We start from the raw sequence: 25,638 nt of genomic DNA on the forward strand, positions 1-25,638 counted from the left end.
ATCCCGCTCCGGCCCCTCCCTCATGTCGGTTTTCCGGCTCGCGGGGCTTCGTGGCTCGGTCGTGGTCGCCGCCGCGGGTGAGAGTTCCCGCAGCGGCGCGCCGATCGCGGCGCGCGGCACCGTGAGGGAGAAACCCAGTGAACGTCTCGTCCATGGCGCCCACGCCACCCCGGTCCAGAGCGGCGACGCTCGTCATGGCCTGTGTGGGAGTGTTCGTCGCGTATCTGCCGGTGACCACGGTCTCGGTGAGCCTGCCGGCCATCCAGCGGGCGCTGCACGCGTCGACCGCCGAACTGTCGTGGGTGAGCGACGCGTTCGTGCTGCCGATGGCCGCGCTGATCCTCACCGCGGGCGTGTTCGGCGATGTGCACGGCCGCAAGAAGGTCTTCCAGGCGGGGCTGGTGTTCAGCGCGGCGGGCGCCGCGATCGCCCTGTCCGCTCAGAATGTCGAGGTGCTGTGGGCGGGGCAGGCGGTGGCCGGGCTCGGCGCGGCGGCGCTGCTGCCGACCACGCTGGCGCTGATCAGCCACGCCGTGCCGGACCCGCGGGAGCGCGGCAGGTTCGTCGGGCTGTGGGCGACGGCGCTGATGGGCGCGCTGGCGGTCGGTCCGGTCGTCGCCGGGCTGATCCTGGAGCACTTCGCGTGGCGGTGGATCTACCTGCTGCCGATCCCGGCCGCGCTGCTGGCGCTGCCGGCCTCGGTCCGCTTCGTCACCGACTCGCGGGCACCGGGTTCGCGGCGCCTGGACTGGCCGGGGCAGATCAGCGCGGCGGTCACCATCACGGCGCTGGTGTACGGCGTCATCGAGGGCGGCGCCGGTTCGTTCGGGGACGCCAAGGTCGTCGTCGCGCTGGTGCTCGCGGCGGTCGGCGCGGTGCTGTTCGTCGTCGCCGAGCGGCGCAGCGACAGTCCGATGCTGGATCTGAAGCTGTTCCGCAGCGCCGCGTTCACCGCCACCACGCTGGTCGCGATGATCAGCTTCCTCGGGCTGATCGGGTTCTTCTTCGCGCTGAGCCTGTACTTCGGGATGGTGCAGCAGCTGACCACCCTGGAGGCGGCGGGCCGGATGATCCTGGTGACGCTCGCCGCGATCGCGGTCTCGCAGCCGGCGTCGCGTCTGATGCACCACTGGTCGCCGCGCGTCCTCATCACGGGCGGCCTCCTCGTCACCGCGGGCGCGCTGCTGGCGCTGACCTCGATCGGCGTGCACACCTCCTACGGCTCCCTGTCCTGGCGGCTGGTCCTGCTGGGCCTCGGCCTCGGGTTCGTCATCACGCCGATGACGGCGACGGCCGTGGCGTCGGTGCCGCATCCGCTCGCCGGGATGGCTGCCGCCGGGAACAACGCGTTCCGGCAGGTCGGCGGCGCGCTCGGGCCCGCCGTCCTGGGCGCGGTGCTCAGTACGAGGGCCGCGGACGCGCTGCCCGGTCACCTCGCCGGCGCGGGGGTCCCGCAGGCGACGGTCCGGCGGATCGGGGCGGCCGTCGACGAGGGCGGGATCGGGGCCGTGGCCCGGATGGACCTCGGCGCCGACCGGGGGCGGGCCCTTAGCGCGCTGTCCGAGGCGTTCCTCGACGGGCTGCACCTGTGCCTGGTCATCGCGGCGGTGCTGACGCTGGCGGCGGCGCTGGTCGGCGCGGTGCTCCTGCGTACGCCCCGCGCGCGGGGCGGCGGTTCCGGTCCGGTCGCCGGGGGCGCCGGGAAGCAGCGGGAGAGCGCCGTCAAGGCGTAGGAGACGTCGCGGACGCAGCCTTGAGGCCGGGAGCCGTACGCTCCTGGCCTTGAGGCATGTTCACCGTCTTGAAGGGAGCCCCCGTGGAGCCGGGCGCGTTCGATCCGCTCGACCTCAAGCTGCTCCAGGCCTTCCAGCTGGACGGCCGCGCGCCGTTCAGCCGGATCGCCGACGCTCTCGGGGTGTCCGACCAGACGGTGGCCCGGCGCTACCGCAAGCTGCGCGCGAGCGCGGGGATGCGGGTGCTGGGCATGACGGACGAGGACCGGCTCGGGCACAGCAGCTGGATCATCCGGCTGCGCTGCGTCCCCGACGCGGCGGAGCGGCTCGCGCAGGCGCTGGCGAGGCGCCCGGACACGATGTACATCGCGCTGGAGTCAGGCGGCACCGAGGTGACCTGCTCGATCCGGTCGCGGAGCCGCGAGGCCCGCGACGACCTGCTGCTGCACCAGCTCCAGCGCACCCCGCGCATCCTGTCGATGACCGCGCACGCCGTGCTGCACCACTTCTACGGCGGCGCGCTCGGCTGGCTCAGCAAGATCGACGCGCTCACCCCGGCGGAGGAGGCCGCGCTGCGCCCGCCGGAGGTCGCCGCGCAGCCGGGGCCGGTGCGGATCGACGAAACGGACGAGCGCATCCTCGCCGTGCTGCGGCAGGACGGGCGGGCCCCGCTCGGTGAACTCCAGTCGGCGACCGGGCAGTCGGAGTCGGTGGTGCGCCGCCGTCTCGATCTGCTGCGGTCGTCGGGGGTGCTGTACTTCGACGTGCAGCACGAGCCGACGCCGCTCGGCAACCACGCCGACGCGATGCTGTGGCTCACCGTCGCCCCCGACCGGCTCGACCAGGTCGGACAGGCGCTCGCCGGCCATCCGGAGGTCGCGTTCGCGGCGGCGGTGACCGGGCCCGCGAACATCGTCGCCGCGACCCTGCACCGGGACGGGCCCGCGCTGTACACGTACCTGAGCCGGCGGATCGGGGCGCTGGAGGGGGTGCGCACGGTGGAGACGGCGCTGACGCTGCGGCAGGTGAAGATGCTCAGTTATGAGCCGGGGCGGTGATGGTGGGGGGCCGGGGCGGACGGGGCGTGGGCTGTGTACGGGGCGCCGGCGTCGTAGAAATCCGCGATCTCCCTTGCCACCCGCGCCAGTTCGGCCCGTACCTCGGGCGGGTCCAGTACCTCCACGTCCGTGCCGAACGCGAGCAAGGGGCGGGCCGCGCCCACCGCCCTTAGTTTCAGGGCGAGTTGGACCCACTCCCCCGCCGGGTCGGGGGGCGGGGGCGCCGCGAGGTCGGCCTGGTGCAGGCGCAGGAAGCGGGCGAGGCTCGTGCGGCTGACGCGTACGGTGACGTCGAGGCCGGCCGGCGCCTCGTCGATGCCGCGTCTCAACTCCGCCCACACGTCGGCGAGTTCGGTCTTCCCGCGGCGGCGTACGGGTTCGTCGGTGACCTCGGCGGACAGGACGCGGTCGACGCGGAACATGCGGGGCGCGGTGCGGTGGTCGGCGACGAGGTACCAGACGCCGGCCTTGTCGACGAGGCCGTAGGGGTCGAGGGTGTAGCGGCGTACGACGGCGTCGGAGCCGTGCCGGTAGCACAGCCGCAGCCGGCGGTCGGTGAAGAGGGCTTCCTGGAGGGCGCCGAGGTCGACGGCGGGGCGGGGGCCCGCGCGCCAGCGGTCGGGGTCGACCAGGACACGGCGGCTGACGAGGTCGGCGGCGGCCCGGTGCCGTTCGGGCAGCGCGGCCATCACCTTGCGCAGCGCGGAGCCGATCGCCTTGCCGAGGCCGAGGTCGGCGTGGGTGCGGTCGGCGAGCAGCACGAACAGGGCGCGGGCCTCGTCGGTGGTCAGGCCGGTGACGTCGGTGCGGTAGCCGGGCACGAGCGCGATGCCGCCGTTCCTGCCGCGCTCGGCGTAGACCGGGACGCCGGCCGTGGACAGGGACTCGACGTCGCGGAAGACGGTGCGCACGGACACTTCGAGGCGCTCGGCGAGATCGGTCGCGGAGAGCCGCCCGTGCGTCTGGAGCAGCAGGAGCAGCGCCAGCAGGCGGTCGGACTTCATGCACCGAGCATCGCCCCTATAGCTGCCAGATGCTGTCAGGTATCCCGCCGGATGTGACCTGGAAAACATGACGGTTCCTGGCAGGTATGGCCCGGAAAAGTGGGCTCCACCAGCTACTTCGTTCCTGGAGCACATCACTCATGACCGCACTTCCGGCCGACTTCCGCGGCCACCTCCTGCGCCCCGGCGACGACGGGTACGACGCCGCCCGCGCCGTCAACAACGGCCGCGCCGCCGACGAGGGCCCCGCGCTGATCGCGCGCTGCCAGGACGAGGACGACGTGGCGGCGATGCTGCGGTACGCCTCCGCGACGGGGACGCCGGTCGCGGTGCGCGGCGGCGGCCACGACTACGACGGCCGGTCCATGCCGGGCGGCGCGCTGGTCCTCGACCTGTCGGCGCTGCGCGCGGTCACCGTCGACCCCGGCGAACGGACCGTCCGCGCGCAGGCCGGGGTCACCCTGGGCGAGCTGGACCGGGCGACGCAGGAGCACGGCCTGGTCGTCCCCTCCGGCACGGTCACCTCGACGGGGATCGCCGGGCTCACCCTCGGCGGCGGCGTCGGCCACCTCATGCGGCGCTACGGCGCGACCGTCGACAGCCTGCTCTCCTGCGAGCTGGTCACCGTCGACGGCCGCCGGGTGCGGGCGTCGGCGACCGAGAACGAGGAGCTGTTCTGGGCGCTGCGCGGGGGCGGCGGCAACTTCGGCGTCGTCACCGCGTTCACGTACCGCGCGCACGCGATGGGGACGCGGGCGGTCGCCGGGTTCGCGGTGTACGGCCTGCACGAGGCGCCCGGCGTCCTGGTCGCGCTGGACGCGTTCCTGGCGGACGCCCCGCGTGAGCTGGGCCTGGTCGTGACGGTCACCCCGGCGCCGCCGCTGCCGATGATCCCGGCCGAGGCGCACGGCCGTCCGGTGCTGCTAGTGACCCCGGTGTACACGGGCGACCCGGAGGCGGCGGACGCGGTGCTCAAGCCGCTCCTCGCTCTGGGCACGCCGCTGGTGAACCTGATCCGGCCGGTGACCTGGCTGGAGGCGAACAGCATGCTCGACGACACCGCGCCCGCCGGGAAGCGCGCCGCCTCCCGCAGCGGCTACCTCCCCCGCCTGGACGAGGCCGCCGCGGCGGCCGTCCTGGAGCGGGCCACCGCCGAGACCCCCGGCTGGGGCGGGACCGTCAACCTGATCGCGATGGGCGGGGCGCTCGACGACGTCGACGACGCCTCGGCCGCCTTCCCGCGCGCGGGAGCCGCCTGGCTGTGGCAGGCCGTCGCCCTGTGGGACGCGCCGGAGCAGGACGCCGGGTACGACGCGTGGGCCGCGGGGAGCAGCGCCGCGCTGGCGCCGCACTCGCTGCGCTCCGGGTATCTGAACCTCACCACCGACCTCGGCGACGAGTGGCGCGCCGGGCTGTGGGGCGGGGCGGAGAAGCTCGCGCGGCTGCGGCGGGCGAAGGCCGCGTGGGATCCGGGGAACCTGCTGCGCTTCAACAAGAACATCACCCCCGCTTCCTGACCGGACATCCGTACTGCGTAAGGCACTTCACATGACATCCCCCACCCGTACCGCTCTCGTCACCGGCGCCAACAAGGGCGTGGGCCGCGCCGTCGCCGAGCAGCTCGCCGCGCTCGGCGGCACCGTCTGGCTCGGCGCCCGCGACACCGGGCGCGGCCGGGCCGCCGAGGCCGAGCTGCGCGCGCTCGGCCACGACGTGCGGTTCGTGCAGCTCGACGTGACCGACGACGCGAGCGTCGCGCTGGCCGCGAAGCACATCGAGGACCACGGCGGCCGGCTGGACGCGCTGGTCAACAACGCCGGGTTCAGCAGCCCCTGGATCGCGCCCAGCGAGACGCCCGCGGACCATCTCCAGGCGACCTTCGACGCGAACGTGACCGGTGTCGTCCGGGTCACCAACGCGCTGCTGCCGCTGCTGCGCCGTTCGGACGCGGCCCGGATCGTGAACGTCGGCAGCGTGCTGGGCTCGGTCACGGCGGCGGCCGAGAACCACGACCCGACCGGCGTCTTCGCCGACGGCGAGTTCCCGGTGATCCTCGCCTACAGCGCGTCCAAGGCGGCGCTGAACTCCCTGACCGTGATGTACGCGGGCGAGCTGCGGGCGGCCGGTGTCCTGGTCAACTCGGTCTCGCCGAACTGGGTGCCGACGGACGCCAACGGCAACACCGGGGTGCTGCCCGTGGCGGAGGGCGCCCGGTTGATCGTCCGCATGGCGACGCTGCCCGCGGGCGAGGGGCCGACGGGGACGTTCCGGTGCGCGGACGGCTCGCGGGAGGGCATCGCGCTGCCCTGGTGAGGTGACAGGGCCCGTCGCGTCTCGGCGTGCGGCGGGCCCGCGCCCGTGTTGACCTTGGGGGAAGCTGTTCGCGTTCCGAGTTCCGACGGAGAACCATGACTTCCGAGAGCCCGGCCACCCCCCAGGCCCGCGCGGTCTCGCTGATCCGGCGCCCCAGGCTGTGGCTGCTGCCGACGATCCTCGCCGCGGTCCTCGCCTTCCTGCTGTCCCTGCTCTACATGGGCGGCATCGTCAACCCGAACAAGCACCTGCGCCACCTCCCGATCGCCCTGGTCGACGCCGACCAGGGCGAACCGCCCGCCGGCCAGCGGCAGAACCTGGGCGCGCAGATCACGGCCGCCCTGACGGCGAAGAGCGCGGGCGACAAGGCCGACTGGCGCGTCCTGACCCGCGCACAGGCCCAGGACCAGCTGGACAGCGGCAAGGTGTACGGCGCCCTGCTGATCCCCGCCGACTTCACCGACCGCACCCTGGCCCTCGCCACGGCCGGCGCGAGCGCCCGCCCCACCCTGACGGTCCTCACCAACCCGGCCAAGGGCAGCCTCGGCTCCTCCCTCGCCAGCAGGATCACCACGACGGCCGCACAGCAGTCCTCGCTGACGATCGGCAAACAGCTGACGGCGACGGCGGGCGCGAACGCGAGCGGCCCCACGAAACTCCTCCTCGCGGACCCGGTGCAGATCACCACCGCCGTCGGCCACCCCATCGGCGACAACAGCGGCATCGGCCTGACCGCGTTCTACTACGCGCTGCTGCTGGTCCTGGCCGGTTTCATGGCCGGCAACGTCATCCACACCGGCGTCGACGGCGCCCTCGGCTACGCCGACATCGAGATGGGCCCGCTGCACACCCGCCGGCCGACCATCCCCATCAGCCGCACCCAGACACTGCTGCTGAAAATGCTGATGACGGCCGGCATCACCCTGCTCAGCTCCTCCCTGGTGATGCTGGCGTGCGTCGGCATCCTCGGCATCGACGCGACCCACCTGCCGCTGCTGTGGGTGTTCTCGTACTGCGCGACCCTCGCCGTCGGCCTCGGCACCCTCGCGATCAACGCGGCCTTCGGCGGCATCGGGCAGCTCGTCGCGATGTTCGTGTTCATCGTCCTCGGCCTGCCCTCCTCCGGTACGACCGTCCCGCTCCAGGCCGTGCCCGGGTTCTACCGGTTCCTGTCGCACTTCGAGCCGATGCGGCAGCTCGGCGACGGGGTGCGCGCGATCCTCTACTTCGACGCGCGCGGCGACGCCGGGCTGTCGCGGTCCTGGCTGATGATCGCCGTCGGTTTCGTTCTGGCGCTGCTGTTCGGGTTCGGGATGACCCGGTATTACGACCGGGCGGGGCATAAGCGGTTTACGCCGCAGCCGCAGTGAGGGGGCGGAGTCTGACTGCGGTGTCATGACTGCGCAGTCAGACTCCGTAGTCATGTCTGCGTAGTCATGACACCGCAGACATGACTACGTAGACATGACTACGGAGTCAACCTCCACTCCTGCGAGCCGTCCCCGGCCTCCACCTGCAACGTCACCCCCTCAGCCGTCCCGGTCAGATACAGCGCCGGGTTCTTCACCGACTGGAAGCGCACGTACCCGTCGCTCGTCGTGATCCGGTTCCACGTGCCCTGGGGGCTGTCGTCGACCCACTGCCCGATGCGCTGGCCTGCGGTCGCGTTGCCGGTCCAGATCGCCGCCGCCCGGCCGCCGGACTTGTTGAGGAGGGTGACGCCGCCTTGTGGTTCGGCGGTGACGTGCCAGTACTGGGTGTCGGGGTTCGCCGCCGATCCGGCCGGCTCCAGGCGGACGTCGGGGACGTCGCCGTTGCCGAGGTTGGCGTCGTTGGTCTTGTCGCCTGTGCCGAGGACCTGGCCCGTCTTCCTGTTGGTCACCCGGTAGTAGGCGCCGGCCGAGCGGCCGAGGTCGACCTCCGCGTAGGCCAGGGTGGAGGTGCCTTGGTTGCGCAGGATGACGACGCGGCCGGTGACGGTGTCGTACTGGAGGTTGCGGCTGTACCCGGGGCCGAGGGTGGTCTGGTACTCCTTCCACACCCCGTCGCCGCGCCCGCTGTCGTTGACCCAGACGCTGCCGCTGCTCGCCGCGTTGTAGACGAGGCGGCCGTCGGGGAGGCGGATGAGGACGGGGCTGCCGCCGGTGGCGAGCGGGCGGGAGCCGGGGGCGACGGGGAGTTGGCCGACGCCGTCGCCGGTCGGTGAACCCCGGTAGAACTCAAGGGGGTTGTCGGCGAGCCGGTAACGCGTATTGGCGCCGCCGCCCCAGTACTCGTACGTCAGCAGCCACTTGCCGTCAGTCGTCGGTACGACGTTGGTCATGCCCGGCCGGCCGCCGCCGATGCCCTGGGCGTCGCTCAGGCCGGCGAGGTCGACGACCGGCGCGCTCCAGGCGGGGGCGTCGCCGTCCCAGGTGCGGTGGGCGAGGATCTGGCCGTGGGAGTCGGCGGCGGTGTCGTTCGCGGGGTCGAGGACGGGTACGCCGGTCCTCGGGTCGAAGCCGGTGTAGTCGTTCTCGTCGGAGTAGTAGCAGACGAGCTTGCCCTGATACACCATCAAATACGGTTCCCACAGCGGGTCCACCTGGCGGTGGGTGTTGGCCGCTGCCACGTTCTGGCCGGTCGCGCCCGCGCTGCCGCCCTGCCAGCCGCCGGTGGCCACGATGTTGACGACCCGCCAGTTCACGCCCTGGTCGTCGCTCGCGTACAGCGCGATCGCGAGGTCCTTGCGGTCGCCGTCGTTGGAGGGCGTCCAGTTCGGGTCGGCGGCCTTGTGCTCCTTGTAGTAGGCGTCGTCGCCGGAGACGACGCTCGCCAGGAGCAGCGTGCCGCGCTTGAGGGCGCCGACGTCCTGCGGGAGGACGTACAGGTAGGGGTTGGTCCAATTGCTCGTGTATTTAGGGTAGTTGCCGAGGTAGGCGGGGGCTTTGACCTCGGAGAGGTGCTGCCAGGTCGTGCCGTTGTCGTCGCTCTTGTAGACGGGCAGGGTCTGTCCGTCGGCGCTGCCGGTCGCGGGGACGACGGTGGACTTCTCGAACGACGCGATGAGCCGGCCGCCGGGCAGCTGGACCGACTTGGGGTAGATCGCGCAGTTGCCGCGGCCCTTCAGGCAGGGTTCGGAGCCGAGTTGGTAGAGGATGCCGCCGGTCGGGCTGTAGCCCTGGGCCTCGGCGGCCGGGACGAGGAGGAGTGCGGCAGCGGCGAGCGCGCTTCCCCAGGTTCGGGTCTTCACAGTTCCTCCGTGGTGAGGACGCGCACGTCCCAGGGGCCGAGTGCGAGCGGCGAACCGGCGTGCAGGACAGCGCCGTTGAGAATGTCGGTCAGGTCGGCCGGGGCGGTCGCGGTGGCCGGCTCCCAGCTCCAGTTGTGGACGGTGTGCACGCGCCGCCCGTCGGGCGCGGTGCCGGTCGTCACGGTCACCGTCTCGGGCAGCCCGGTCCATCCGTGCCGGGGCCGCGGCACCAGCCATTCGGTGAGCGCCCGCGCGAACTCCCGTCCGGGGACGGTCCCGACGCAGGTGATCCGGCCCGCGCCGTGCCGCCGGGTGGTGGCGGCGGGCCAGCGCCCGAAGTGCGGGTGTATGTAGGAGGCGAGGACGTCGGCGTCCGCGACGGTCAGCCCGTCCGCCCAGCGCGTGGCGGTGGCGCCGTCCGGGAGGCGGAGGTCGCCGGCGGCGGTAACGGGTAGGTCCTGTACGAGGTTGCTGAACTCGTCGTACGACACTCCGGCCGCTTCGGTGAGCCGGGCGGGGCCCGCCTCGGCGCGGGCGCGGGCCTCCAGGTCGGCGTAGCCGGTGCGGGGGCCGAGGACGAGGTGGCCGCCGGCGTGGGCGTAGGCGGCGAGCCAGTCGAGGGTGGAGTCGGCGGCGAGGTAGAGGGCGGGGGCGACGAGGACGGGGTGGTCGTGGGCGGCCTGCTGCGGTGTGGGGCCGGGGCGTTCGCCGGTGGGGTCGTGCAACTGGCGGGCGTGCACGAGGCGTACCTGGCGGCCCGCGTCGAACGCGCCCCGGTAGAAGGGGTCGAGGATGCGGTGGTAGGCGGCCGGGTCGGGTTCGCCGTCCCCGGTGGCGAGCGGCGGGTACTTCTGCATCAGCCACTTGCTGGGGGTCGAGTAGACGAGGGTGAGGTCGGCGTCGGGTTCGAGGTCGACGACGAGGGGGCCCGCCTGTTCGAACTCGGCGCCGAGGCGGGCGAGTTCGGCGTAGGTGCGGCCCGGGCGGCCGGTGTGCGGGAGGATGCCGCCCCAGTAGGTCTCGGCGCCGAAGTGCAGGGTGTGCCAGTGCCAGTACTCGATCATGCGGGCGCCCCGGGAGACCAACGCCCAGGCGGCTTGCCGCCATTGGCCGTCGTAGGCGGGGCGGTTGTCCCAAGGGAAGCCGATGGAACCGGCGTTGGTCTCGGTGACGAGGAACGGGGCCTGGCGGGAGGCGAACATCCAGTCGGCGGTCTGGTAGAGGGACCAGACGCCGTCGGTCTGCCACTTCTGGTCGCGGTCGGCGGGGTCGGGCAGGAGCAGCCCGTCCTGCATCGTGTAGTAGGGGTTGCCGGAGGCGATGTCGAGGCGGTCGGTCAGCTCGTCGTCCTCGACGGCCGGGCGGGTGTAGGAGATGCAGGTCGTGACGAACTGGCCGGGGTTGGCGTATTCGCGGGCGATGTCGGCCTGCCAGCCGATGAACTCGGTGACCTGGCGGGCCTGGAACTCCCGCCAGGCTACGTCGTATTGGGGCTGGACGTTGCCGTCGGGGGTCCACAGGTCGGCCCAGGTGGACAGGCGGTGCGACCAGTAGACGAGGCCCCACTCGCGGTTCAGGTTCTCGATGTCGCCGTACCTGTGCCGCAGATGGTCGACGAAGCGCTCGAACACGCCCCGGTTGTGCAGGAGTTCGTTGCCGGGTTCGTTGTCGACCTGGAAGCCGATGACCGCCGGGTGATCGGCGTAGCGGCCGAGGATGCGGCGGATGACGCGTTCGGCGTGGAAGCGGAACGCGGGGTGGGTGAAGTCGACTTCCTGGCGGGCGCCCCAGCCGATGCGCTCGCCGGTGCGGCGTTCGCCGGTGATCTCGGGGTACTGGCGGGCCAGCCACGGCGGGACGGCGTAGGTGGGGGTGCCGAGGACGACGGCGATGCCGCGTTCGTGGGCGCCGTCGAGGACGGGCTGGAGCCATTCGAGGTCGAAGACGCCGTTCTCGGGCTCCCACGTCGACCAGACGGACTCGCCGACGCGGATCACGCTGAAGCGGGCCTCGGCCATGAGGTCGAGGTCGGTCTTGAGGCGCTCGGCCGGGCGGTCGTAGGGCTGGTACTCGTGGTAGTAGGCGGCACCGAACAGGACGCGGGCGGGGAGATCCGCCATGAAGTCTCCTTGAGGGAAAGGGAGTTGCCGAACGAGGGGTTGCCGAGGGGGAGTTACTGCTTGACGCCGCCGGCGGCCAGTCCGCTCTGCCAGTGGCGCTGGAGCAGCAGGAAGGCGACGACGAGGGGGACGACGGAGATGAGGGAGCCGGTGACGACGAGGGCGAGCATGTCGCCGCTCGCGCCCGCGCCGCCGTTCTGCGCCTGCGCGGCCCACGCGGACAGGCCGACGGTGACGGGGTACAGGTCGGGGTCGTTGAGCATGATCAGCGGCAGGAAGTAGTTGTTCCAGGTCGCCACCAGCGTGAACAGCAGGACGGTGACCAGTCCGGGCCCGAGCAGCCGCAGCGCGATCCCGAGGAAGATCCGCAGCTCCCCCGCGCCGTCGAGGCGGGCGGCCTCCAGGAGGCTGTCGGGGACGGCGTCCTCGGCGTAGATCCGCATCAGGTACAGCCCGAACGGGTTGACCAGGGACGGCAGGATCACCGCCCACGGCGTGTTCACCAAGTGGGCCTGCGCGAACAGGAGATACGTCGGGATGGCGAGCGCGGTGGCCGGCACCATGACGGCGCCGAGGACCAGGTTGAACGCCAACCGGTCGCCCCGGAAGCGGAACTTGGCGAACCCGTACCCGCCGGCCGCGGCCAGCACGGCGGCGCCCACCGAGCTGACGCCCGCGTACACCACGGTGTTGAGCAGCCAGTGCCCGAAGACCCCGCCGTCCTGCGTGAACGTCTCCTTGACGTTCGCGAACAGCTGCGGCGCGTCGGAGAACCACAGCCCGAAGGTGGTGAACAGGTCCTGCGTGCTCTTGGTCGAGGCGACCAGCAGCCAGATGAGGGGCAGCAGGAAGTAGGCCAGCGCGGCGAACATGGCGATGGTCAGGGGCGTGCTGCGCCGGCTCCCGCGTGCGGGCCGGTCGGAGGTGATCGTCACGGCGTCCTCCTGCTGCTGCGGTTCGCGGTCAGCAGGACGGCGTACGAGGCGATGACGATGACCAGTCCGAGGAGGAAGGACACCGTGGCCGCGTAGTTGACCTGCTGGCCGGTGAAGGCGAGGGAGTAGGCGTAGAGGTTGGCGGTGTAGGAGCTGGTGATGACGTCCGGGGCGATCTTCATCAGCAGGCTCGGCTCGTTGAAGAGCTGGAAGCTGCCGATCACCGAGAACAGCAGGGTGAGCATCAACGCGGGCCGCAGCGCGGGGAGTTTGACCGACCAGGCGGTGCGCCAGGCACCCGCGCCGTCCATCGCGGCGGCCTCGTACAGCTCGTGCGGGATCGTGCGCAGCGCCGCGTACAGGATGATCATGTTGTAGCCGGTGAACTCCCAGGTGACGATGTTCGCGAGGCTCGGCAGCATCCATGTGTCGCTGAGGAAGTCCGGTACGCGCAGGCCGAGTTCACGGCCGAACTGGGCGAACGGGCCGAAGTCGCGGCCGTAGAGGTAGCCCCACATCAGCGCGGCGACGACGCTCGGCACGGCGTAGGGGACGAAGATGCCGAGCCGTACGACGCGGGCGAGCCGTACCAGTCCGCTGTCCAGGGCGAGCGCGAAGAGGAGGGCGAGCAGGAGCATGACGGGGACCTGGATGACGAAGAAGAGGGCCACCCGGCCCACGCCGTGCAGGAGTTGGGGGTCGCGCAGGGCCTGCGTGTAGTTGTCGAGGCCGACGAAGAGGGTGCCGCCGATGAGGCGTTCGCGGAAGAGGCTGAGGTAGGCGGCGTAGCCGAGGGGGGCGAGGAAGAGGAGGGCGAAGAGGGTGAGGAAGGGGGCGACGAAGAGGGGGCCGGCGGAGCGGCGGGCGGCTGTGCGGAGGGGGGTGATCGCCCTGGTGGGGGCGGGAGTTGGGGTGGGCGTCGGCTTTCCGGCGGGCGCCGTCTTTTTGCTGGGCGTCGGTTTCCCGGCCGGCGTCGATTTTCCGGTGGGTGTCGGCATCGTCAGCTCCCCTCGACCGTGAAGCCCTGGCTCTTCGCGTACGACGTGAGGCGTTTTTGCCAACTGGTCAGGGCTGCCTCGGTGTTGGTGCGGTCGGCGAGGGAGGTGCCGACGGTCTCGGTCCAGTCGGTGGCGGCCTGGTCGAGGAAGGGGGGCCACTGGAAGGCGGGGTCGACGGTGGTGCTGATGTCGGCGAAGACCTGGTTGACCCGCTGGCCGCCGTAGAAGGAGGGCGCGTCGGCGGTGAAGGAGGGGTCGGCGAGGAGGGCTTTGGTCGCCGGGAAGAGGAACTGTTCGGTGGCGAAGAGTTTGGCGCTGGTTGGGTCGCTGTTGAGGAACTGGGCGAACACCGCCGCCTGGATGGGGTGTCGGGTGGAGCGGACGACGGCGGTGCTGGAGCCGCCCCAGTTGCCGGAGGCGGGTTTCGCCGGGTCCCACTGCGGCAGCGGGGCGGCGCGCCATTTGCCGGCGGTGGCTTTGGCGGAGCCGGTGAGGAAGGCGGGCGCCCAGGCGGCGGTCAGCCAGGTGGCGTAGGTGCCTTTGTTGAGGGCCGCGTACCAGGAGTCGGTGAAGTCGGGTTCGACGCCGATGACTTGTTCCTCGGCGAGGCCGCCCCAGTAGGCGCCGAGCTTCCGGGAGACGGTGTCGTCGACGCTGATGGTGATCTCGCCGCGGGTGCGGCTGACGTAGGGTTTGCCGCCCGCCTGCCACAACAGGCCGTGCCAGGCGGCGGGTTGGCCGGCGGCGAGGTTGGTGAGGTAGATGTCCGGGTCGGCGCGGTGGAGTTGACGTGCGGCGGTGGCGAACTCGTCCCAGGTGCGCGGGACTTGGATGCCGTGCCGGTCGAAGATGTCTTTGCGGTAGAGCATGCCCATGGGGCCGGTGTCCTGCGGGATCGCCCATATCTGGCCGCCCGTTCCGGTGACCTGGCCCCAGGTCCACTCCACGAAACGGGACTTGAGGCCGGGGGCGGCGTAGAACCGCAGGTCCAGCAGGCTGTCGGTGATGGTGAAGGTGGGGATGGCCTGGTACTCGATCTGCACCAGGTCGGGGGCGCCGCTGTCCGCCCTGAGGGCGGTGCGGAGTTTGCTGTACTGCGGGGTGCCCTGGCCCGCGTTGACGATCCGGACCCTGACGGCCGGGTACCTCTTGCGGAAGAGGGCGACTTCTTTCTCGATGTTCGGGACCCAGGTCCAGAAGGTCAGCTCGGTCCGGGTGTTCATCGCCTTGTCGATGTCGGCCTGGGTGACCGGTTCGGTGCGGATCGCCGGACCGGAGCGCCCGCCGCAGGCGGTGAGGGTGAGGGCTCCGGTGGCGGCGAGGAAGGCTCTGCGGCTCAGAGGGTTGTTTTCGGGCATGGTGAACTCCCGCCGAAGGGATGGGGAGATGAGCGCCGGGCGAGGGCGCGCGGGGGTGAGGGAGGTGCCGGTACGGGGGTGTGTTCAGGCAGGGGTCACGGGCCGGGGTGCCGGCCCGTGTGCGGGGCTGCGGCTCAGCCGGTCGTCGTGATCCGCGCGGGGCCGGTCGAGGCCCGTACGACCAGGTCGACCGGCGGGATGCCCGTCGCCAGCGGCTGGGCGCCGGGGTTCTCGATGGCGTGCACGAGCCGCTTCAGACCGTCCTGGGCGACGGTGTCGAAGGGCTGCCGTACGGTCGTCAGGGGCGGGGTGACGTAGGCGGCGACCGGGATGTCGTCGAAGCCGACCACGCTGACGTCCTCCGGGACCCGCAGCCCGGACTCGGTGAGCGCGCGGATCAGGCCGATCGCCATGTCGTCGTTCGCGGCGAACACCGCGGTGACGTCGGGGCTTCGGGCGAGTTCGAGTCCCGCCCGGTAGCCAGACGGCGCCGACCAGTCGCCCTTGACGACCGGCGGCAGCCACGCGCCCCGGCCGGTGAGCGCGGCGTGCCAGCCGTCCAGCCGGTCACGGGCCGCGTACCAGCGCTGCGGTCCGGCGAGGTGATGGACCGTCGGGTGGCCGAGGTCCAAGAGGTGCTCGGTGGCGGCCCGCGCCATCACGTCCGCGCCCTCCCCGGCGACCAGCACGTTCGGTGAGATCACCGGCGAGGGGGAGCCCAGGACGAGGACCGGCACGTCGAGCGCCAGGGCCTCGCCGACGTCGCCGTCCGCGTACTCGTCCCCGTCCGACTCGTCGATCGGCTCGGACACGACGATCCCGTCCACGCCCTGGTTCAGCAGCGACTCGACGGCACCGGCGAGCCCGGCGGCGTCGCCCTCCACGGTGTTGACGACGTGCAGCGCGTACCCGGTGTCCCGCACCACCCGCTCGACACCCATCAGCAGCGACGCCGGCCCGTACAGCGCGGTCCCCAGCGTCACCACGCCGATCGACCGCGTCCGCCCCGACGCCAGCACCCGCGCCGCGTTGTTCGGCCGGTACCCCAGCCGCTCCGCGGCCTCCAGCACCCGGCGCCGCACGTCCACCGACACGTACGGCTCGTCGTTGAACACCCGCGACACCGTCTTCTGCGACACCCCGGCCATCCGCGCCACATCCACACTCCGCGCCGCCGTGGGACCCGCCCCTCGTCCTGCACCGCGTGTCATGACACCTCCTGGCCGAACTGTCCGTCTGTGGCTGTACATGATTTCAGACATTGCGGGTGTGACTGCGCAGTCATGTCAACGTAGTCATGACTACGCTGACATGACTGCGTAGACATGACTGCGTAGACATGTCCGTCCCGCTATGACTACGTAGTCATGACTGCGCTGACATGTCTACGCAGTCAGAACACCCCCGTCAAGACTCGCGACAAGCCCAACCCTCAGCCCAACCCCAACTCCCCCGCCCCCAGCGACGCGAAGAACCCCTCCACATCGCCGACTTCCCCCAACGTCCCCGGTGTCCACCGCGGATTGCGGTCCTTGTCGATCACCTGTGCTCGCACCCTCTCGACCAGGTCGGGGACGGCGAGCATTCGGCAGGCGATGCGGAACTCCTGGTTCAGTGCCTGTTCCAGTGACGTCATCCGGCGGGCTCGGCGGAGGGCTGTGAGGGTGATCTTGAGGGAGGTCGGGGATCTGCGGGACAGGGTTTCGGCGGACTCTTTGGCCGCGGTGTCGCCGTGCGAGAGGAGGCGGTCGGTGATCTCTTCGACGGTGTCGGCGGCGTAGCAGGTGTCGATCCAGGTCCGCTGTCCGGGCAACTCGGCTTGCGGGAGAGGGTGTTCGTGGCGGGCTACGGCTTCGTTCGGCGGTACGTGCGCGAGGTCGGCGAGGAGCGCGGGGAGGGCCGCCGAGGGGACGTAGTGGTCGGCCAGGCCGCACAGCACCGCGTCCGCCGCGCCGACCTGAGCCCCCGTCAACGCCAGGTGGGTGCCCAGTTCGCCGGGGGCGTGGGCCAGCAGGTACGTGCCGCCGACGTCGGGCACGAAGCCGATGCCGGTCTCGGGCATGGCGACGCGGGAGCGTTCGGTGACGATGCGGACGCTCCCGTGCGCGGAGATGCCGACGCCGCCGCCCATGACGATGCCGTCCATGACGGCGACGTACGGCTTGGGGTAGCGGGCGATGCGGGCGTTCAGCCGGTACTCGTCGGCCCAGAACGCGGCTGAGGCGGTGCCGTCGCCGTCGCGGGCGTCGTCGTGGACGACCCGGATGTCGCCGCCCGCGCACAGGCCCCGCTCCCCCGCGCCGGTGACGACGACGCTCTCGACGGCCGGGTCGTGCTCCCAGGCGGTCAGGGCCGCGTCGACGGCGCGGACCATGCCGTGGTTCAGGGCGTTGAGGGCTTTGGGGCGGTTGAGGACGAGGTGGGCGGCCCGGCCGTCGGTGCGGAGGAGGACGTCGGTCATCGGTGGTTCCTTCCAGGGCCGGTCGGCCCACGCGGCGCGGACGATCTTCCCGCCACGGTAGTTCAGCGATCGGGCCGTCCGCGCCGGGGGCTGCGTACTCCGGAACACCGCGTCCCGGAAGCGGTCAGACCGAGTAGGAGTGTGCCCCGGTCCCGGCGAGCCGGCCGCCGTCGACGATCAGGTATTCGTCCCGGATCGGCCGTCCCGCGAACCAGCTCTCCAGGATCTCCCGGGTGCCGGCCGCGTAGCGGGCCTGTGCGGAGAGGGAGGAGCCGGAGATGTGGGGGGTCATGCCGTGGTGGGGCATGGTGCGCCAGGGGTGGTCGGCGGGGGCGGGCTGCGGGTACCAGACGTCGCCGGCGTATCCGGCGAGCCGCCCGCTGCGCAGGGCGCGGTCCACGGCGTCGCGGTCGACGATCTTCGCGCGGGCGGTGTTGATGAGGTAGGCGCCGCGCTTCATCGTGCCCAGCAGCTCCTGGCCGAAGAGCCCTTCGGTCTCGGGGTGCAGCGGGGCGTTGATGGTGACGACGTCGCAGTGCGGGACCATCTCGGCGGTGCTCGCGTGGAACGTGAGCCCCAGTTCCTCCTCGACCTCGCGCGGCAGCCGGTGCCGGTCGGTGTAGTGCAGCTTGACGTCGAAGGGCGCGAGCCGGCGCAGTACGGCGAGGCCGATGCGGCCGGCGGCGACGGTGCCCACGTGCATCCCTTCGAGGTCGTAGGAGCGGGCGACGCAGTCGGCGATGTTCCAGCCGCCGTCGAGGACGACCTGGTGGGAGGGGAGGTAGTTGCGGACGAGGGAGAGGGTCATCATGACGACGTGTTCGGCGACGCTGATGCTGTTGGAGTAGGTCACTTCGGCGACGGTGACTCCGCGTGCGACGGCGGCGTCGAGGTCGACGTGGTCGGAGCCGATGCCGGCGGTGACGGCGAGTTTGAGGTTCTTCGCGGCGGCGATCCGCTCGGGGGTGAGGTAGGCGGGCCAGAACGGCTGCGAGATGACGATGTCGGCGTCGAGCAGTTCACGGTCGAAGACGGAGGCGGGGCCGTCCTTGTCGGAGGTGACGACGAGGGTGTGGCCGGCCTTCTCCAGCCAGGCGCGCAGGCCGAGTTCGCCGGAGACGCTGCCGAGGAGGTGGCCGGGGGTGAAGTCGAGGGCCTCGGGGGTGGGGGCGGTCTGGCCGCCGGGGTAGCGGTCGATGACGGGGATGTCGTCGCGGGCGTACGCGGCGGGCTGTCCTTCGGTCGGGTCGGCGTACAGGACGCAGAGCACCTTGGCCATGTCGCGGCTCCTCAACTGGCGTGGTGGGAAGGTGAGTTCCACGATCCTCGGGGGTGTCCGCGCCGGTCAAAGCGTTCTTGTTTATGTGTGGATAGCCGGCAACTATCAAGCCGGCGGCCTGCCGTCGAGATGGCTGCGCAGCCGCTCGTCGAGCGCCTCGCGCACGCCGGCTTCGCGGGCGACGGCGAGGAGGGCCGCGGCGAGGACGGACTGGGGTTCGCCGCGGGCGGCGACGAGGCCGACGCGCGGTCCGTGCGCGGGCCCTTGGAGAGGGACGACGCGCATCCGGTCGGGGACGCCGGAGAGGTGCAGCCAGGCGTGCGAGACGACGCTGGACCAGCGTCCGCCGGGGAGGTGGGCGTAGAGTCCGGCGACGCTGTCGGTCTCGATCGCGGGGGTGGCCTCGGCGCCGTCGGCGGCGAAGCACTCGTCGATGATGCGCCGGTTGCGCATCCGGCGGGAGAGCAGGCAGAGGGGTAACGCGGCGGCTTCGGCCCAGCGGACGGGGCCCGGTGCGGCGCCGAGGGGGCCGTCGACGGGGGTGAGCAGGACGTAGCGTTCCTCGTAGAGGGGGAAGCGGCGGACCTGGCGGAGGCGATCGTCGTCGAGGTAGGTCATGGCCGCGTCCAGCTCGAACTCGGCGAGGCCGTGGGTGATCTGGGCGGAGGAGAGGGATTCCAGGGTGACCGCGGCGCGGGGGTGGCGGTCGCAGAACGGGGTGGTGAGCAGGGAGGCGACGGGTAACGCGGTGGGGACGACGCCGAGGCGCAGGGTGCCGGTGAGTCCGCCGCGCAGGGCGGACAACTCCTGGCGCAGGGCGTCCTGTTCGGCGAGGATGCGGTGCGCCCACGCCAGGACGACCTCGCCTTCGGGGGTGAGTCCCTCGTAGCGGTGGCCGCGGCGCACGAGGGGGACGTCCAACTCCTGTTCCAGGCGCCGGATCGCGGCCGACAGGGAGGGCTGGGAGACGTAGCAGACGGCCGCCGCGCGGGCGAAGTGCCGTTCGCGGGCGAGTGCGACGAGGTACTCCAGCTGGCGCAGCAGCATCAGAGGGTGAGCAGCTCCTCGTAGAACCCGCCGAACTCCCTTTGCCTGTCGATGAGATGGACTTCCAGGATCCAGTGGCAGCGCCGTCCTGCCTTGTCGGTGCGGCGCATGGGGGTGGTGTTGGCGGGGGTGACGTACGACTCGGTGTCGGCGCCGTCGATGCGTTCGTGCGGGAACTCGCCGACGAGGTGGCCGGCGTGCCAGCCGCCGAGTTCCCAGCCCGACTCGGCGGCGAGGCGGGCGACTTCGGCGTGCAGGGCGGCGCCGGTGAGGTCCGGTTCGCTCTCGAAATAGCGGCGGCCGGCCTTGAAGATCTCGGGGAGGTCGGCGCACAGCCGGTGTTTGCCGGGGTCGTCGCCGAGGACGAAGGTGCGGCCGAAGTCGGCCTCGTACTCCTCGAAGATGGGCCCGAAGTCGGCGAACACGATGTCGTCGGCGCTTATTTGACGGTCCGGCGGGTTCTCTTTGTAGGGCGCGAGGGTGTGCGGTCCTGAGCGGACGATGCGTTTGTGCCAGTGTTTGGTGGTGCCGAACATCTCGTTGGCGAGGTCGCGGATGCGGTCGCTCACCTCGCGCTCGCCCGCGCCGGGGGCCATGAGGCCGCGCGCCTCGACCTCGGCGAAGAGCCGTACGGCTTTGGCCTGGGCGTCCAGGAGTCGCTGGGCGCGTGTGGGTTCGTCGTCCGCCATGTCAGCGAACGTAGCCGTCTAGATCGTTTCCGGCAACGGGGGGTTCAGCCGTGCAGGGCGCGGTAGGCGGTGACGGCGCCGGGGTGGAGGGGGACGGGGCCGGTGGAGATGAGGCTGCGGGCGTCGAGGAACTGGGTGCCGAGGGCGGCGGCGGGGACGAGGCGGCCGGCGCGGCGGACGAGGACGTGGGTGAGGGCGGCGGCGATCGGCGCGGGCAGTCCGGGGCGGCACAGCAGGAGGTTGGCGACGCCGATGGTGGTGACCTCGCGGGTGCCCGGGTAGGCGCCGGCGGGCACGGTGACGGCCTCGACGCCGGCTCTGCCCGGCAGCCGGGGCAGCAGCGCGGCGAGCGGGAGCAGCCGGATGCCGGGGGCGGCGGCGAGCGTGGCGAGGACGGGCAGGGGGACGCCGCCGGCGACGAGGAGGGCGTCGATGACCCCGGCCCGCATGGCCTGTCCGGCTTCCGGCATCAGCAGGTACCGGACGCGCACCTCGGGGGCTCGCCCCAACTCTGCGGATTCCGGCAGGTGTTCGCCGGTGACCGGCGTCAACCCCGCCGCTTTCAGCAGCCGTTCACCGAGCACGGCACCCCCGGAGGCCGGGGCGCCGAGGGAGACGGTGCGCCCGGCGAGGTCGGCGACACTGCGGATCGTCGAGTGTGAACGGACGGCGAGCTGGGCGTAGTTCTCGTACACCCGCCCGATCGCCCGCATGGGCACCGGGAGTTGGAAAGGCGCGGCCCCGTCGTACGCGGCCCACGCGATGTCGGCCAGCGCCAGCGCCACGTCCGCCTTCCCGGCGTGCAGCAGCCGTATGTTGTCCACGCTCCCCTGGCTGCGGACCACCTCGCAGCCCAACCGCGGGTACACGGCGCCGACTTCATCGGCGAGCAGCCGCCCGAAGGCGGTGTAGAACCCGTCGCTCTCACCGGTGGCGACGCGTACGACACCGGCGGGGCCGGGGTCGGCGTGGCGGGCGTCGGCGCTGATGGCGGCGGCGAGGAGGGCGGCGCCGGTGAGGCCGAGAAGCGTACGGCGAGCGGGAGTCGCACCCCGCGAGACCGAAGCCGCACCTCGCGAAGACGCCGCACCCCGCAAAGTCCCCACCCCCTGACCCCCCTTCACCCCCCGAACCGATACCCGAACCCCCGGATGGTGGTCAGGGCGTCCGGGCGGCCGAGTTTGGCGCGGAGCTGGGTGATGTGGACGTCGAGGGAGCGGGAGACGGCGAGGTAGGCGTCGCCCCAGACCTCGTCCATGAGCTGCTGGCGGCTGACAGCGGCGCCGGGGCGGGCGGCGAGGACGGCCAGGACGGCGAACTCCTTGGCGGTGAGGCGGACTTCGTGGCCGGCGACGAGGACGCGGCGGGCGCCGATGTCGACCTCGACGTCACCGGAGCGGGCGGTGCGCGCGGTGGGCGCCGGGACGGTCGGGGCGGTGGAGCGGCGGGCCACGGCGTCGATGCGGGCGAGGAGTTCGGCGAGGCGGACGGGTTTGACGAGGTAGTCGTCGGCGCCGAGGCGCAGGGCGCGGACGACGGAGCGTTCGTCGCCGCGCGCGGTCAGCACGAGGACCGGGAGGGAGCTGACCGCGCGGAGTTTGCGCAGCACGTCGAGGCCGTCGAGGTCGGGCAGGCCGAGGTCGAGGAGGATGAGGTCGGCCTGGCGGTGGCGGGCGAGGACCTCTTCGCCGCGCCGGGCCCGGGCGGGGTGGTGGCCGTTGTCGTAGAGGGACTCGGTGAGCGCGTCGGCCACTCCGTCGTCGTCCTCGGCCAGCAGCACCCGCACGGACACTCCCCCGCTTCCGTTCATCGGCCGCGTTCGTCCAGCGGCGACCCTTGCGATGTCTCGCGCATCCGAATGTAGACGAGGAGGGAGACGAGGACGCAGGCGGTGACGTAGTAGAAGTACCAGCTCTCGTGTCCGGCGTCCTTGAACCACAGGGCGATGTACTCGGCGGTGCCGCCGAAGACGGCGACGGTGAGGGCGTAGGGGAGGCCGACGCCGAGGGCGCGGATGGCGGTGGGGAAGAGTTCGGCCTTCACGACGGCGCTGATGGAGGTGTAGAGGGAGCTGATGGCGAGGGGGACGACCATGAGGCCGAACGCGGCGTAGGGGTTGCTGGTGCGGGAGAGGAGGGTGAGGGAGGGGACGACGACGAGGGCGCCGAGGACGCCGAAGCCGATGAGGAGGGGGCGGCGGCCGATCCGGTCGGAGAGGCGGCCCATGAGGGGCTGGAGGCAGACGAAGACCAGCAGGGCGCAGAAGTTGATCCAGGCGGCGGTGGGTTTGGCGATGCCGCTGGTGTTGACCATGAACTTCTGGAGGTAGGTCGTGTAGGTGTAGAAGAAGAGGGTGCCGCCCATGGTGAGGCCGACGACGACCAGGCACTGGCGGGGGTAGCTGAGCAGGGTGCGCAGGCTGCCGCGGCCGTCGGTGTGGGCCTCCTGTTCGAAGCTCTCCGACTCGTCCATGCCGCGCCGCAGCCACAGGACGACGACGGCGCCGGCCGCGCCGACGACGAAGGCGACGCGCCAGCCCCAGGACTCCATCTGCCCGTCGCTGAGGACCGACTGGAGGATGATCTGGAGCCCCAGCGCGGTGAGTTGGCCCGCGATGAGGGTGACGTACTGGAAGCTGGAGTAGTAGCCGCGCTTGCCCGGTGTCGCGACCTCCGACATGTAGGTCGCGGAGGTCGAGTACTCGCCGCCGACCGAGATGCCTTGCAGCAGGCGGGCGGTGACGAGCAGGAGGGGGGCGGCGACGCCGATGGTGCCGTAGGACGGGGTGAGCGCGACGATGAGGGAGCCGGCCGCCATCAGGGTCACCGACAGGGTGAGCGCGGCGCGCCGGCCGCGGCGGTCGGCGTAGCGGCCGAGGATCCAGCCGCCGATCGGGCGCATGAGGAAGCCGACGGCGAACACGGCGGCGGTGTTGAGGAGTTGGGCGGTCTGGTCGCCGGAGGGGAAGAACGCGGCGGCGAAGTACACGCTGAAGGCGGTGTACGCGTACCAGTCGTACCACTCGATCAGGTTGCCGATCGAGCCGCGCACGATGTTGCCCGCGACCCTGCGTTCGTCGTGGCCCTTGCCTCGTTCCGGTGCGGCCGTGTCGTGTGTCGCCATCCCCAACTCCCTTGTCAGCGGCTCGGAACCACAAAGGATCGGGGGGCGGGCGGGTGCCGTACAAGATCACCGGCGAAGTCCTAACAGTCCCTTAGGGCGGATGGGTGGCTGCCGGTAATTCGCTGGACAGCGGCGGGACCGGGTCGCGACCGTGGGCGGTGATGACCACAGAGACATTCACGCAGGAGAAGCTCTGGGACGCGGCGACCGCGCGCCGGTACGACACCCCGGGGACGGGCATGTTCGCCCCCGAGGTCCTCGGTCCCACCGTCGAGAGGCTGGCCGAACTCGCGGGCGGTGGCCCGGTGTTGGAGTTCGCGGTAGGTACGGGCCGGGTCGCCGTGCCGCTCGCCGCGCGCGGGGTGCCGGTCAGCGGGATCGAGCTGTCGCGCCCGATGGTCGGTCAACTGCGGGCGAAGGCCGGGGAGTCGGCGCTGCCGGTGGTGATCGGCGACATGACGAGCGCGCGGGTGCCGGGCGAGTTCACGCTCGTGTACCTCGTCTACAACACGATCTCCAACCTCCTCACCCAGTCCGCGCAGGTGGAGTGCTTCCGCAACGCCGCCCGCCATCTCGCCCCCGGCGGCCGGTTCGTGATCGAGCTGTGGGTCCCCGAACTGCGCACGCTGCCGCCGGGCCGCACGGCGACGGTGTGGAACGCGGAGCCCGGCTACGTCGGCTTCGACACGTACGACGTGCTGCGCCAGCGGGTCGTCTCGCACCACGTCCACTACGACGAAGACGGCGATCAGGCGCGGCTGTTCCGCAGCCCGCACCGGTACGTGTGGCCGGCGGAGCTGGATCTGATGGCCCAACTGGCGGGGTTCGGGCTGGAGTCGCGGCACGCCGATTGGACGGGAGGGGAGTTCACTGCGGAGTCGGCGTCGCACGTGTCGGTGTACCGGCTGCCCGAGTAAGCGGCGCGCTCAGGGGAACGGCGCTGTCCATATTTCGCCGTTTACGGCCCACCCTCACCGGCTAGGTTGCCTAAGGCATCTAAAACTGCGTGAACCGGAGCCCCCTCATGACCGAAACGCTCCCCGACATCCCCGCGTTCCCCATGCCCCGCCCCGCCGGCTGCCCCTTCGACCCGCCCGCGCGGCTGCGCACCTTCCAGGAGGAGCCGCGGCTCGCCCGGGTGCGGCTGTGGGACGGCAGCACCCCCTGGGTGGTCACCCGCCACGACCAGCTGCGCGCCCTGCTGGGCGACCCCCGGCTGAGCGCCGAACCCGGCCGCCCCGGCTTCCCGCTGCGCAGCGCGGGCCAGGCGGTGCAGCCGTCCACGTTCCTCGGCATGGACGACCCCGAGCACGCGCGCATCCGCCGGATGGTGACGGCGCCGTTCGCGCTCAAGCGGATGGAGGCGCTGCGGCCCGCGGTGCAGGACATCGTCGACGGACTGCTCGACGCCCTGCTCGCCGGGCCCAAACCGGCCGATCTGGTACGGGAGTTCGCGCTGCCGGTGCCGAGCCTGGTGATCTGCGCGCTGCTGGGCGTGCCGTACGAGGACCACGACTTCTTCCAGGAGAACACCAGGATCCAGGTCCGCTGGGACGCGGCCCCCGAGGAGGTCGCGGCGGCGTCGGGGCGGCTCACGGACTATCTGGACGGGCTGCTGGACGTCAAGCGGGAGCGGCCGGGCGACGATCTGCTGACCATGCTGCTGCGGGAGCGGGTGGAGCCCGGGGAGATGACGCGGCGGGAGGCGGCCCAGATGGGCGTGCTCCTGCTGGTCGCGGGGCACGAGACGACGGCGAACATGATCTCGCTGGGCACGCTCGCCCTGCTGGAGCACCCGGAGCAGCTGGCGGCGCTGCGGCACGCGCAGGGCGCCGAACTCCTCGCGGGCGTCGAGGAGTTGCTGCGCTATCTGACGATCACGCATTCGGGGCGGCGCCGGGTGGCGCTGGCGGACATCGAGGTCGGCGGGGTGACCATCCGCGCGGGCGAGGGCGTCGTACTCGCCGGGGAGGTCGCCAACCGTGACCCCGAGGTCTTCCCGGACCCCGACCGGCTCGACGTCACCCGGGACGCGCGGCGGCATGTCGCCTTCGGGTTCGGTGTCCATCAGTGCCTGGGGCAGCAGCTGGCCCGGATGGAGCTCCAGGTCGTGTACGGCACGCTGTACCGGCGCATCCCGACGCTGGCACTGGCCGCCGACCGGGGGTCGCTGCGCTTCAAGACGGACAGTCTGGTGTACGGGGTCCATGAGCTGCCGGTGACCTGGTGATCCGGGGGAGCAGACGGACGAGACTGTAGTGATCATGCCAATACTGGGTAAGTTGCCG

At 71.8% G+C, this 25,638-nt stretch carries 21 protein-coding genes; 7 read left to right on the top strand and 14 right to left on the bottom strand.

Features of this window, described 5'->3' with window-relative positions:
- The first annotated feature begins 152 nt into the window (after positions 1-152).
- Together ACYUD3_RS35030 and ACYUD3_RS35035 are read left to right on the top strand one after the other, a co-directional pair.
- Positions 153-1,733, top strand: a complete 1,581-nt coding sequence (locus ACYUD3_RS35030; RefSeq protein ID WP_470979511.1) for an MFS transporter — start codon at positions 153-155, stop codon at positions 1,731-1,733.
- Between the two features lie 56 nt (positions 1,734-1,789).
- Entirely contained in the window at positions 1,790-2,791 is a 1,002-nt protein-coding gene (locus tag ACYUD3_RS35035) for an Lrp/AsnC family transcriptional regulator (RefSeq protein WP_470979302.1), read from the top strand.
- On the opposite strand, the gene ACYUD3_RS35040 is transcribed toward ACYUD3_RS35035, so the two are convergent.
- A complete protein-coding gene (locus tag ACYUD3_RS35040; RefSeq protein ID WP_470979305.1) occupies positions 2,773-3,795 on the bottom strand; it encodes a helix-turn-helix transcriptional regulator in 1,023 nt (340 codons plus the stop codon). The genes ACYUD3_RS35035 and ACYUD3_RS35040 overlap by 19 nt on opposite strands.
- Before the next feature lie 140 nt (positions 3,796-3,935).
- On the opposite strand from ACYUD3_RS35040, the gene ACYUD3_RS35045 reads away from it, so the two are divergent.
- The 3 genes from ACYUD3_RS35045 (at position 3,936) to ACYUD3_RS35055 (ending at position 7,478) form a co-directional block, all read left to right on the top strand.
- The gene (locus ACYUD3_RS35045) at positions 3,936-5,312 is read left to right on the top strand and encodes an FAD-binding oxidoreductase (RefSeq protein WP_470979308.1); all 1,377 of its coding nucleotides are present in this window, start codon (positions 3,936-3,938) and stop codon (positions 5,310-5,312) included.
- Between the two features lie 31 nt (positions 5,313-5,343).
- Positions 5,344-6,108 (top strand): SDR family oxidoreductase, encoded by a 765-nt coding sequence (locus tag ACYUD3_RS35050; RefSeq protein ID WP_470979311.1) that lies wholly within the window; start codon positions 5,344-5,346, stop codon positions 6,106-6,108.
- A gap of 95 nt (positions 6,109-6,203) precedes the next feature.
- Positions 6,204-7,478: a YhgE/Pip domain-containing protein gene (locus ACYUD3_RS35055; protein WP_470979314.1), complete on the top strand. Its 1,275-nt coding sequence runs from the start codon at positions 6,204-6,206 to the stop codon at positions 7,476-7,478.
- Between the two features lie 98 nt (positions 7,479-7,576).
- Here ACYUD3_RS35055 and ACYUD3_RS35060 read toward each other — a convergent pair whose 3' ends face one another.
- The 13 genes from ACYUD3_RS35060 to ACYUD3_RS35120 all read right to left on the bottom strand — a co-directional run bounded on the left by ACYUD3_RS35060 (position 7,577) and on the right by ACYUD3_RS35120 (position 23,350).
- Positions 7,577-9,340, bottom strand: a complete 1,764-nt coding sequence (locus tag ACYUD3_RS35060) for an RICIN domain-containing protein (protein WP_470979317.1) — start codon at positions 9,338-9,340, stop codon at positions 7,577-7,579.
- Entirely contained in the window at positions 9,337-11,460 is a 2,124-nt protein-coding gene (locus tag ACYUD3_RS35065; RefSeq protein WP_470979321.1) for a beta-galactosidase, read from the bottom strand. Before ACYUD3_RS35065 ends, ACYUD3_RS35060 begins: the two co-directional genes overlap by 4 nt.
- A 53-nt stretch (positions 11,461-11,513) precedes the next feature.
- Complete coding sequence (locus ACYUD3_RS35070) at positions 11,514-12,395, bottom strand: carbohydrate ABC transporter permease (protein WP_470979325.1); 882 nt, start codon at positions 12,393-12,395, stop codon at positions 11,514-11,516.
- The gene (locus ACYUD3_RS35075) at positions 12,392-13,393 is read right to left on the bottom strand and encodes a carbohydrate ABC transporter permease (RefSeq protein WP_470979328.1); all 1,002 of its coding nucleotides are present in this window, start codon (positions 13,391-13,393) and stop codon (positions 12,392-12,394) included. Before ACYUD3_RS35075 ends, ACYUD3_RS35070 begins: the two co-directional genes overlap by 4 nt.
- Positions 13,394-13,395: 2 nt before the next feature.
- Complete coding sequence (locus ACYUD3_RS35080; protein ID WP_470979331.1) at positions 13,396-14,751, bottom strand: ABC transporter substrate-binding protein; 1,356 nt, start codon at positions 14,749-14,751, stop codon at positions 13,396-13,398.
- 134 nt (positions 14,752-14,885) lie between these two features.
- On the bottom strand, positions 14,886-15,962 hold the full coding sequence (locus ACYUD3_RS35085; protein WP_470979334.1) for a LacI family DNA-binding transcriptional regulator: 1,077 nt from the start codon (positions 15,960-15,962) through the stop codon (positions 14,886-14,888).
- 221 nt (positions 15,963-16,183) lie between these two features.
- The gene (locus ACYUD3_RS35090; protein WP_470979337.1) at positions 16,184-17,212 is read right to left on the bottom strand and encodes an enoyl-CoA hydratase/isomerase family protein; all 1,029 of its coding nucleotides are present in this window, start codon (positions 17,210-17,212) and stop codon (positions 16,184-16,186) included.
- 124 nt (positions 17,213-17,336) lie between these two features.
- Complete coding sequence (locus tag ACYUD3_RS35095; RefSeq protein ID WP_470979340.1) at positions 17,337-18,491, bottom strand: NAD-dependent formate dehydrogenase; 1,155 nt, start codon at positions 18,489-18,491, stop codon at positions 17,337-17,339.
- 105 nt (positions 18,492-18,596) lie between these two features.
- Entirely contained in the window at positions 18,597-19,538 is a 942-nt protein-coding gene (locus ACYUD3_RS35100; RefSeq protein ID WP_470979343.1) for a LysR family transcriptional regulator, read from the bottom strand.
- Positions 19,538-20,227, bottom strand: coding sequence for a M24 family metallopeptidase (locus ACYUD3_RS35105; RefSeq protein ID WP_470979346.1), 690 nt, complete (start codon positions 20,225-20,227; stop codon positions 19,538-19,540). Before ACYUD3_RS35105 ends, ACYUD3_RS35100 begins: the two co-directional genes overlap by 1 nt.
- Positions 20,228-20,271: 44 nt before the next feature.
- On the bottom strand, positions 20,272-21,333 hold the full coding sequence (locus tag ACYUD3_RS35110; protein WP_470979348.1) for a TAXI family TRAP transporter solute-binding subunit: 1,062 nt from the start codon (positions 21,331-21,333) through the stop codon (positions 20,272-20,274).
- 14 nt (positions 21,334-21,347) lie between these two features.
- Complete coding sequence (locus ACYUD3_RS35115) at positions 21,348-22,013, bottom strand: response regulator transcription factor (protein ID WP_470979514.1); 666 nt, start codon at positions 22,011-22,013, stop codon at positions 21,348-21,350.
- Positions 22,014-22,033: 20 nt separating this feature from the next.
- Complete coding sequence (locus ACYUD3_RS35120) at positions 22,034-23,350, bottom strand: MFS transporter (RefSeq protein WP_470979351.1); 1,317 nt, start codon at positions 23,348-23,350, stop codon at positions 22,034-22,036.
- Positions 23,351-23,511: 161 nt separating this feature from the next.
- Between ACYUD3_RS35120 and ACYUD3_RS35125 the strand changes: the two genes are divergently transcribed.
- A complete protein-coding gene (locus tag ACYUD3_RS35125) occupies positions 23,512-24,267 on the top strand; it encodes a class I SAM-dependent DNA methyltransferase (protein ID WP_470979354.1) in 756 nt (251 codons plus the stop codon).
- Between the two features lie 107 nt (positions 24,268-24,374).
- Positions 24,375-25,580, top strand: coding sequence for a cytochrome P450 (locus ACYUD3_RS35130; protein ID WP_470979357.1), 1,206 nt, complete (start codon positions 24,375-24,377; stop codon positions 25,578-25,580).
- The last annotated feature ends 58 nt before the right edge of the window (positions 25,581-25,638 follow it).

Source organism: Streptomyces sp. AMJ-169, from assembly GCF_055597585.1.

Bases quoted from the DNA above. Each gene is read 5' to 3' on its own strand.
- ACYUD3_RS35055 (WP_470979314.1), top strand. From the start codon at position 6,204: ATGACTTCCGAGAGCCCGGCCACCCCCCAGGCCCGCGCGGTCTCGCTG.
- ACYUD3_RS35100 (WP_470979343.1), bottom strand. From the start codon at position 19,538: ATGCTGCTGCGCCAGCTGGAGTACCTCGTCGCACTCGCCCGCGAACGG.
- ACYUD3_RS35090 (WP_470979337.1), bottom strand. From the start codon at position 17,212: ATGACCGACGTCCTCCTCCGCACCGACGGCCGGGCCGCCCACCTCGTC.
- ACYUD3_RS35065 (WP_470979321.1), bottom strand. From the start codon at position 11,460: ATGGCGGATCTCCCCGCCCGCGTCCTGTTCGGTGCCGCCTACTACCAC.
- ACYUD3_RS35080 (WP_470979331.1), bottom strand. From the start codon at position 14,751: ATGCCCGAAAACAACCCTCTGAGCCGCAGAGCCTTCCTCGCCGCCACC.
- ACYUD3_RS35130 (WP_470979357.1), top strand. From the start codon at position 24,375: ATGACCGAAACGCTCCCCGACATCCCCGCGTTCCCCATGCCCCGCCCC.
- ACYUD3_RS35045 (WP_470979308.1), top strand. From the start codon at position 3,936: ATGACCGCACTTCCGGCCGACTTCCGCGGCCACCTCCTGCGCCCCGGC.
- ACYUD3_RS35030 (WP_470979511.1), top strand. From the start codon at position 153: ATGGCGCCCACGCCACCCCGGTCCAGAGCGGCGACGCTCGTCATGGCC.
- ACYUD3_RS35095 (WP_470979340.1), bottom strand. From the start codon at position 18,491: ATGGCCAAGGTGCTCTGCGTCCTGTACGCCGACCCGACCGAAGGACAG.
- ACYUD3_RS35105 (WP_470979346.1), bottom strand. From the start codon at position 20,227: ATGGCGGACGACGAACCCACACGCGCCCAGCGACTCCTGGACGCCCAG.
- ACYUD3_RS35075 (WP_470979328.1), bottom strand. From the start codon at position 13,393: ATGCCGACACCCACCGGAAAATCGACGCCGGCCGGGAAACCGACGCCC.
- ACYUD3_RS35050 (WP_470979311.1), top strand. From the start codon at position 5,344: ATGACATCCCCCACCCGTACCGCTCTCGTCACCGGCGCCAACAAGGGC.
- ACYUD3_RS35040 (WP_470979305.1), bottom strand. From the start codon at position 3,795: ATGAAGTCCGACCGCCTGCTGGCGCTGCTCCTGCTGCTCCAGACGCAC.
- ACYUD3_RS35125 (WP_470979354.1), top strand. From the start codon at position 23,512: ATGACCACAGAGACATTCACGCAGGAGAAGCTCTGGGACGCGGCGACC.
- ACYUD3_RS35085 (WP_470979334.1), bottom strand. From the start codon at position 15,962: ATGACACGCGGTGCAGGACGAGGGGCGGGTCCCACGGCGGCGCGGAGT.
- ACYUD3_RS35035 (WP_470979302.1), top strand. From the start codon at position 1,790: ATGTTCACCGTCTTGAAGGGAGCCCCCGTGGAGCCGGGCGCGTTCGAT.
- ACYUD3_RS35120 (WP_470979351.1), bottom strand. From the start codon at position 23,350: ATGGCGACACACGACACGGCCGCACCGGAACGAGGCAAGGGCCACGAC.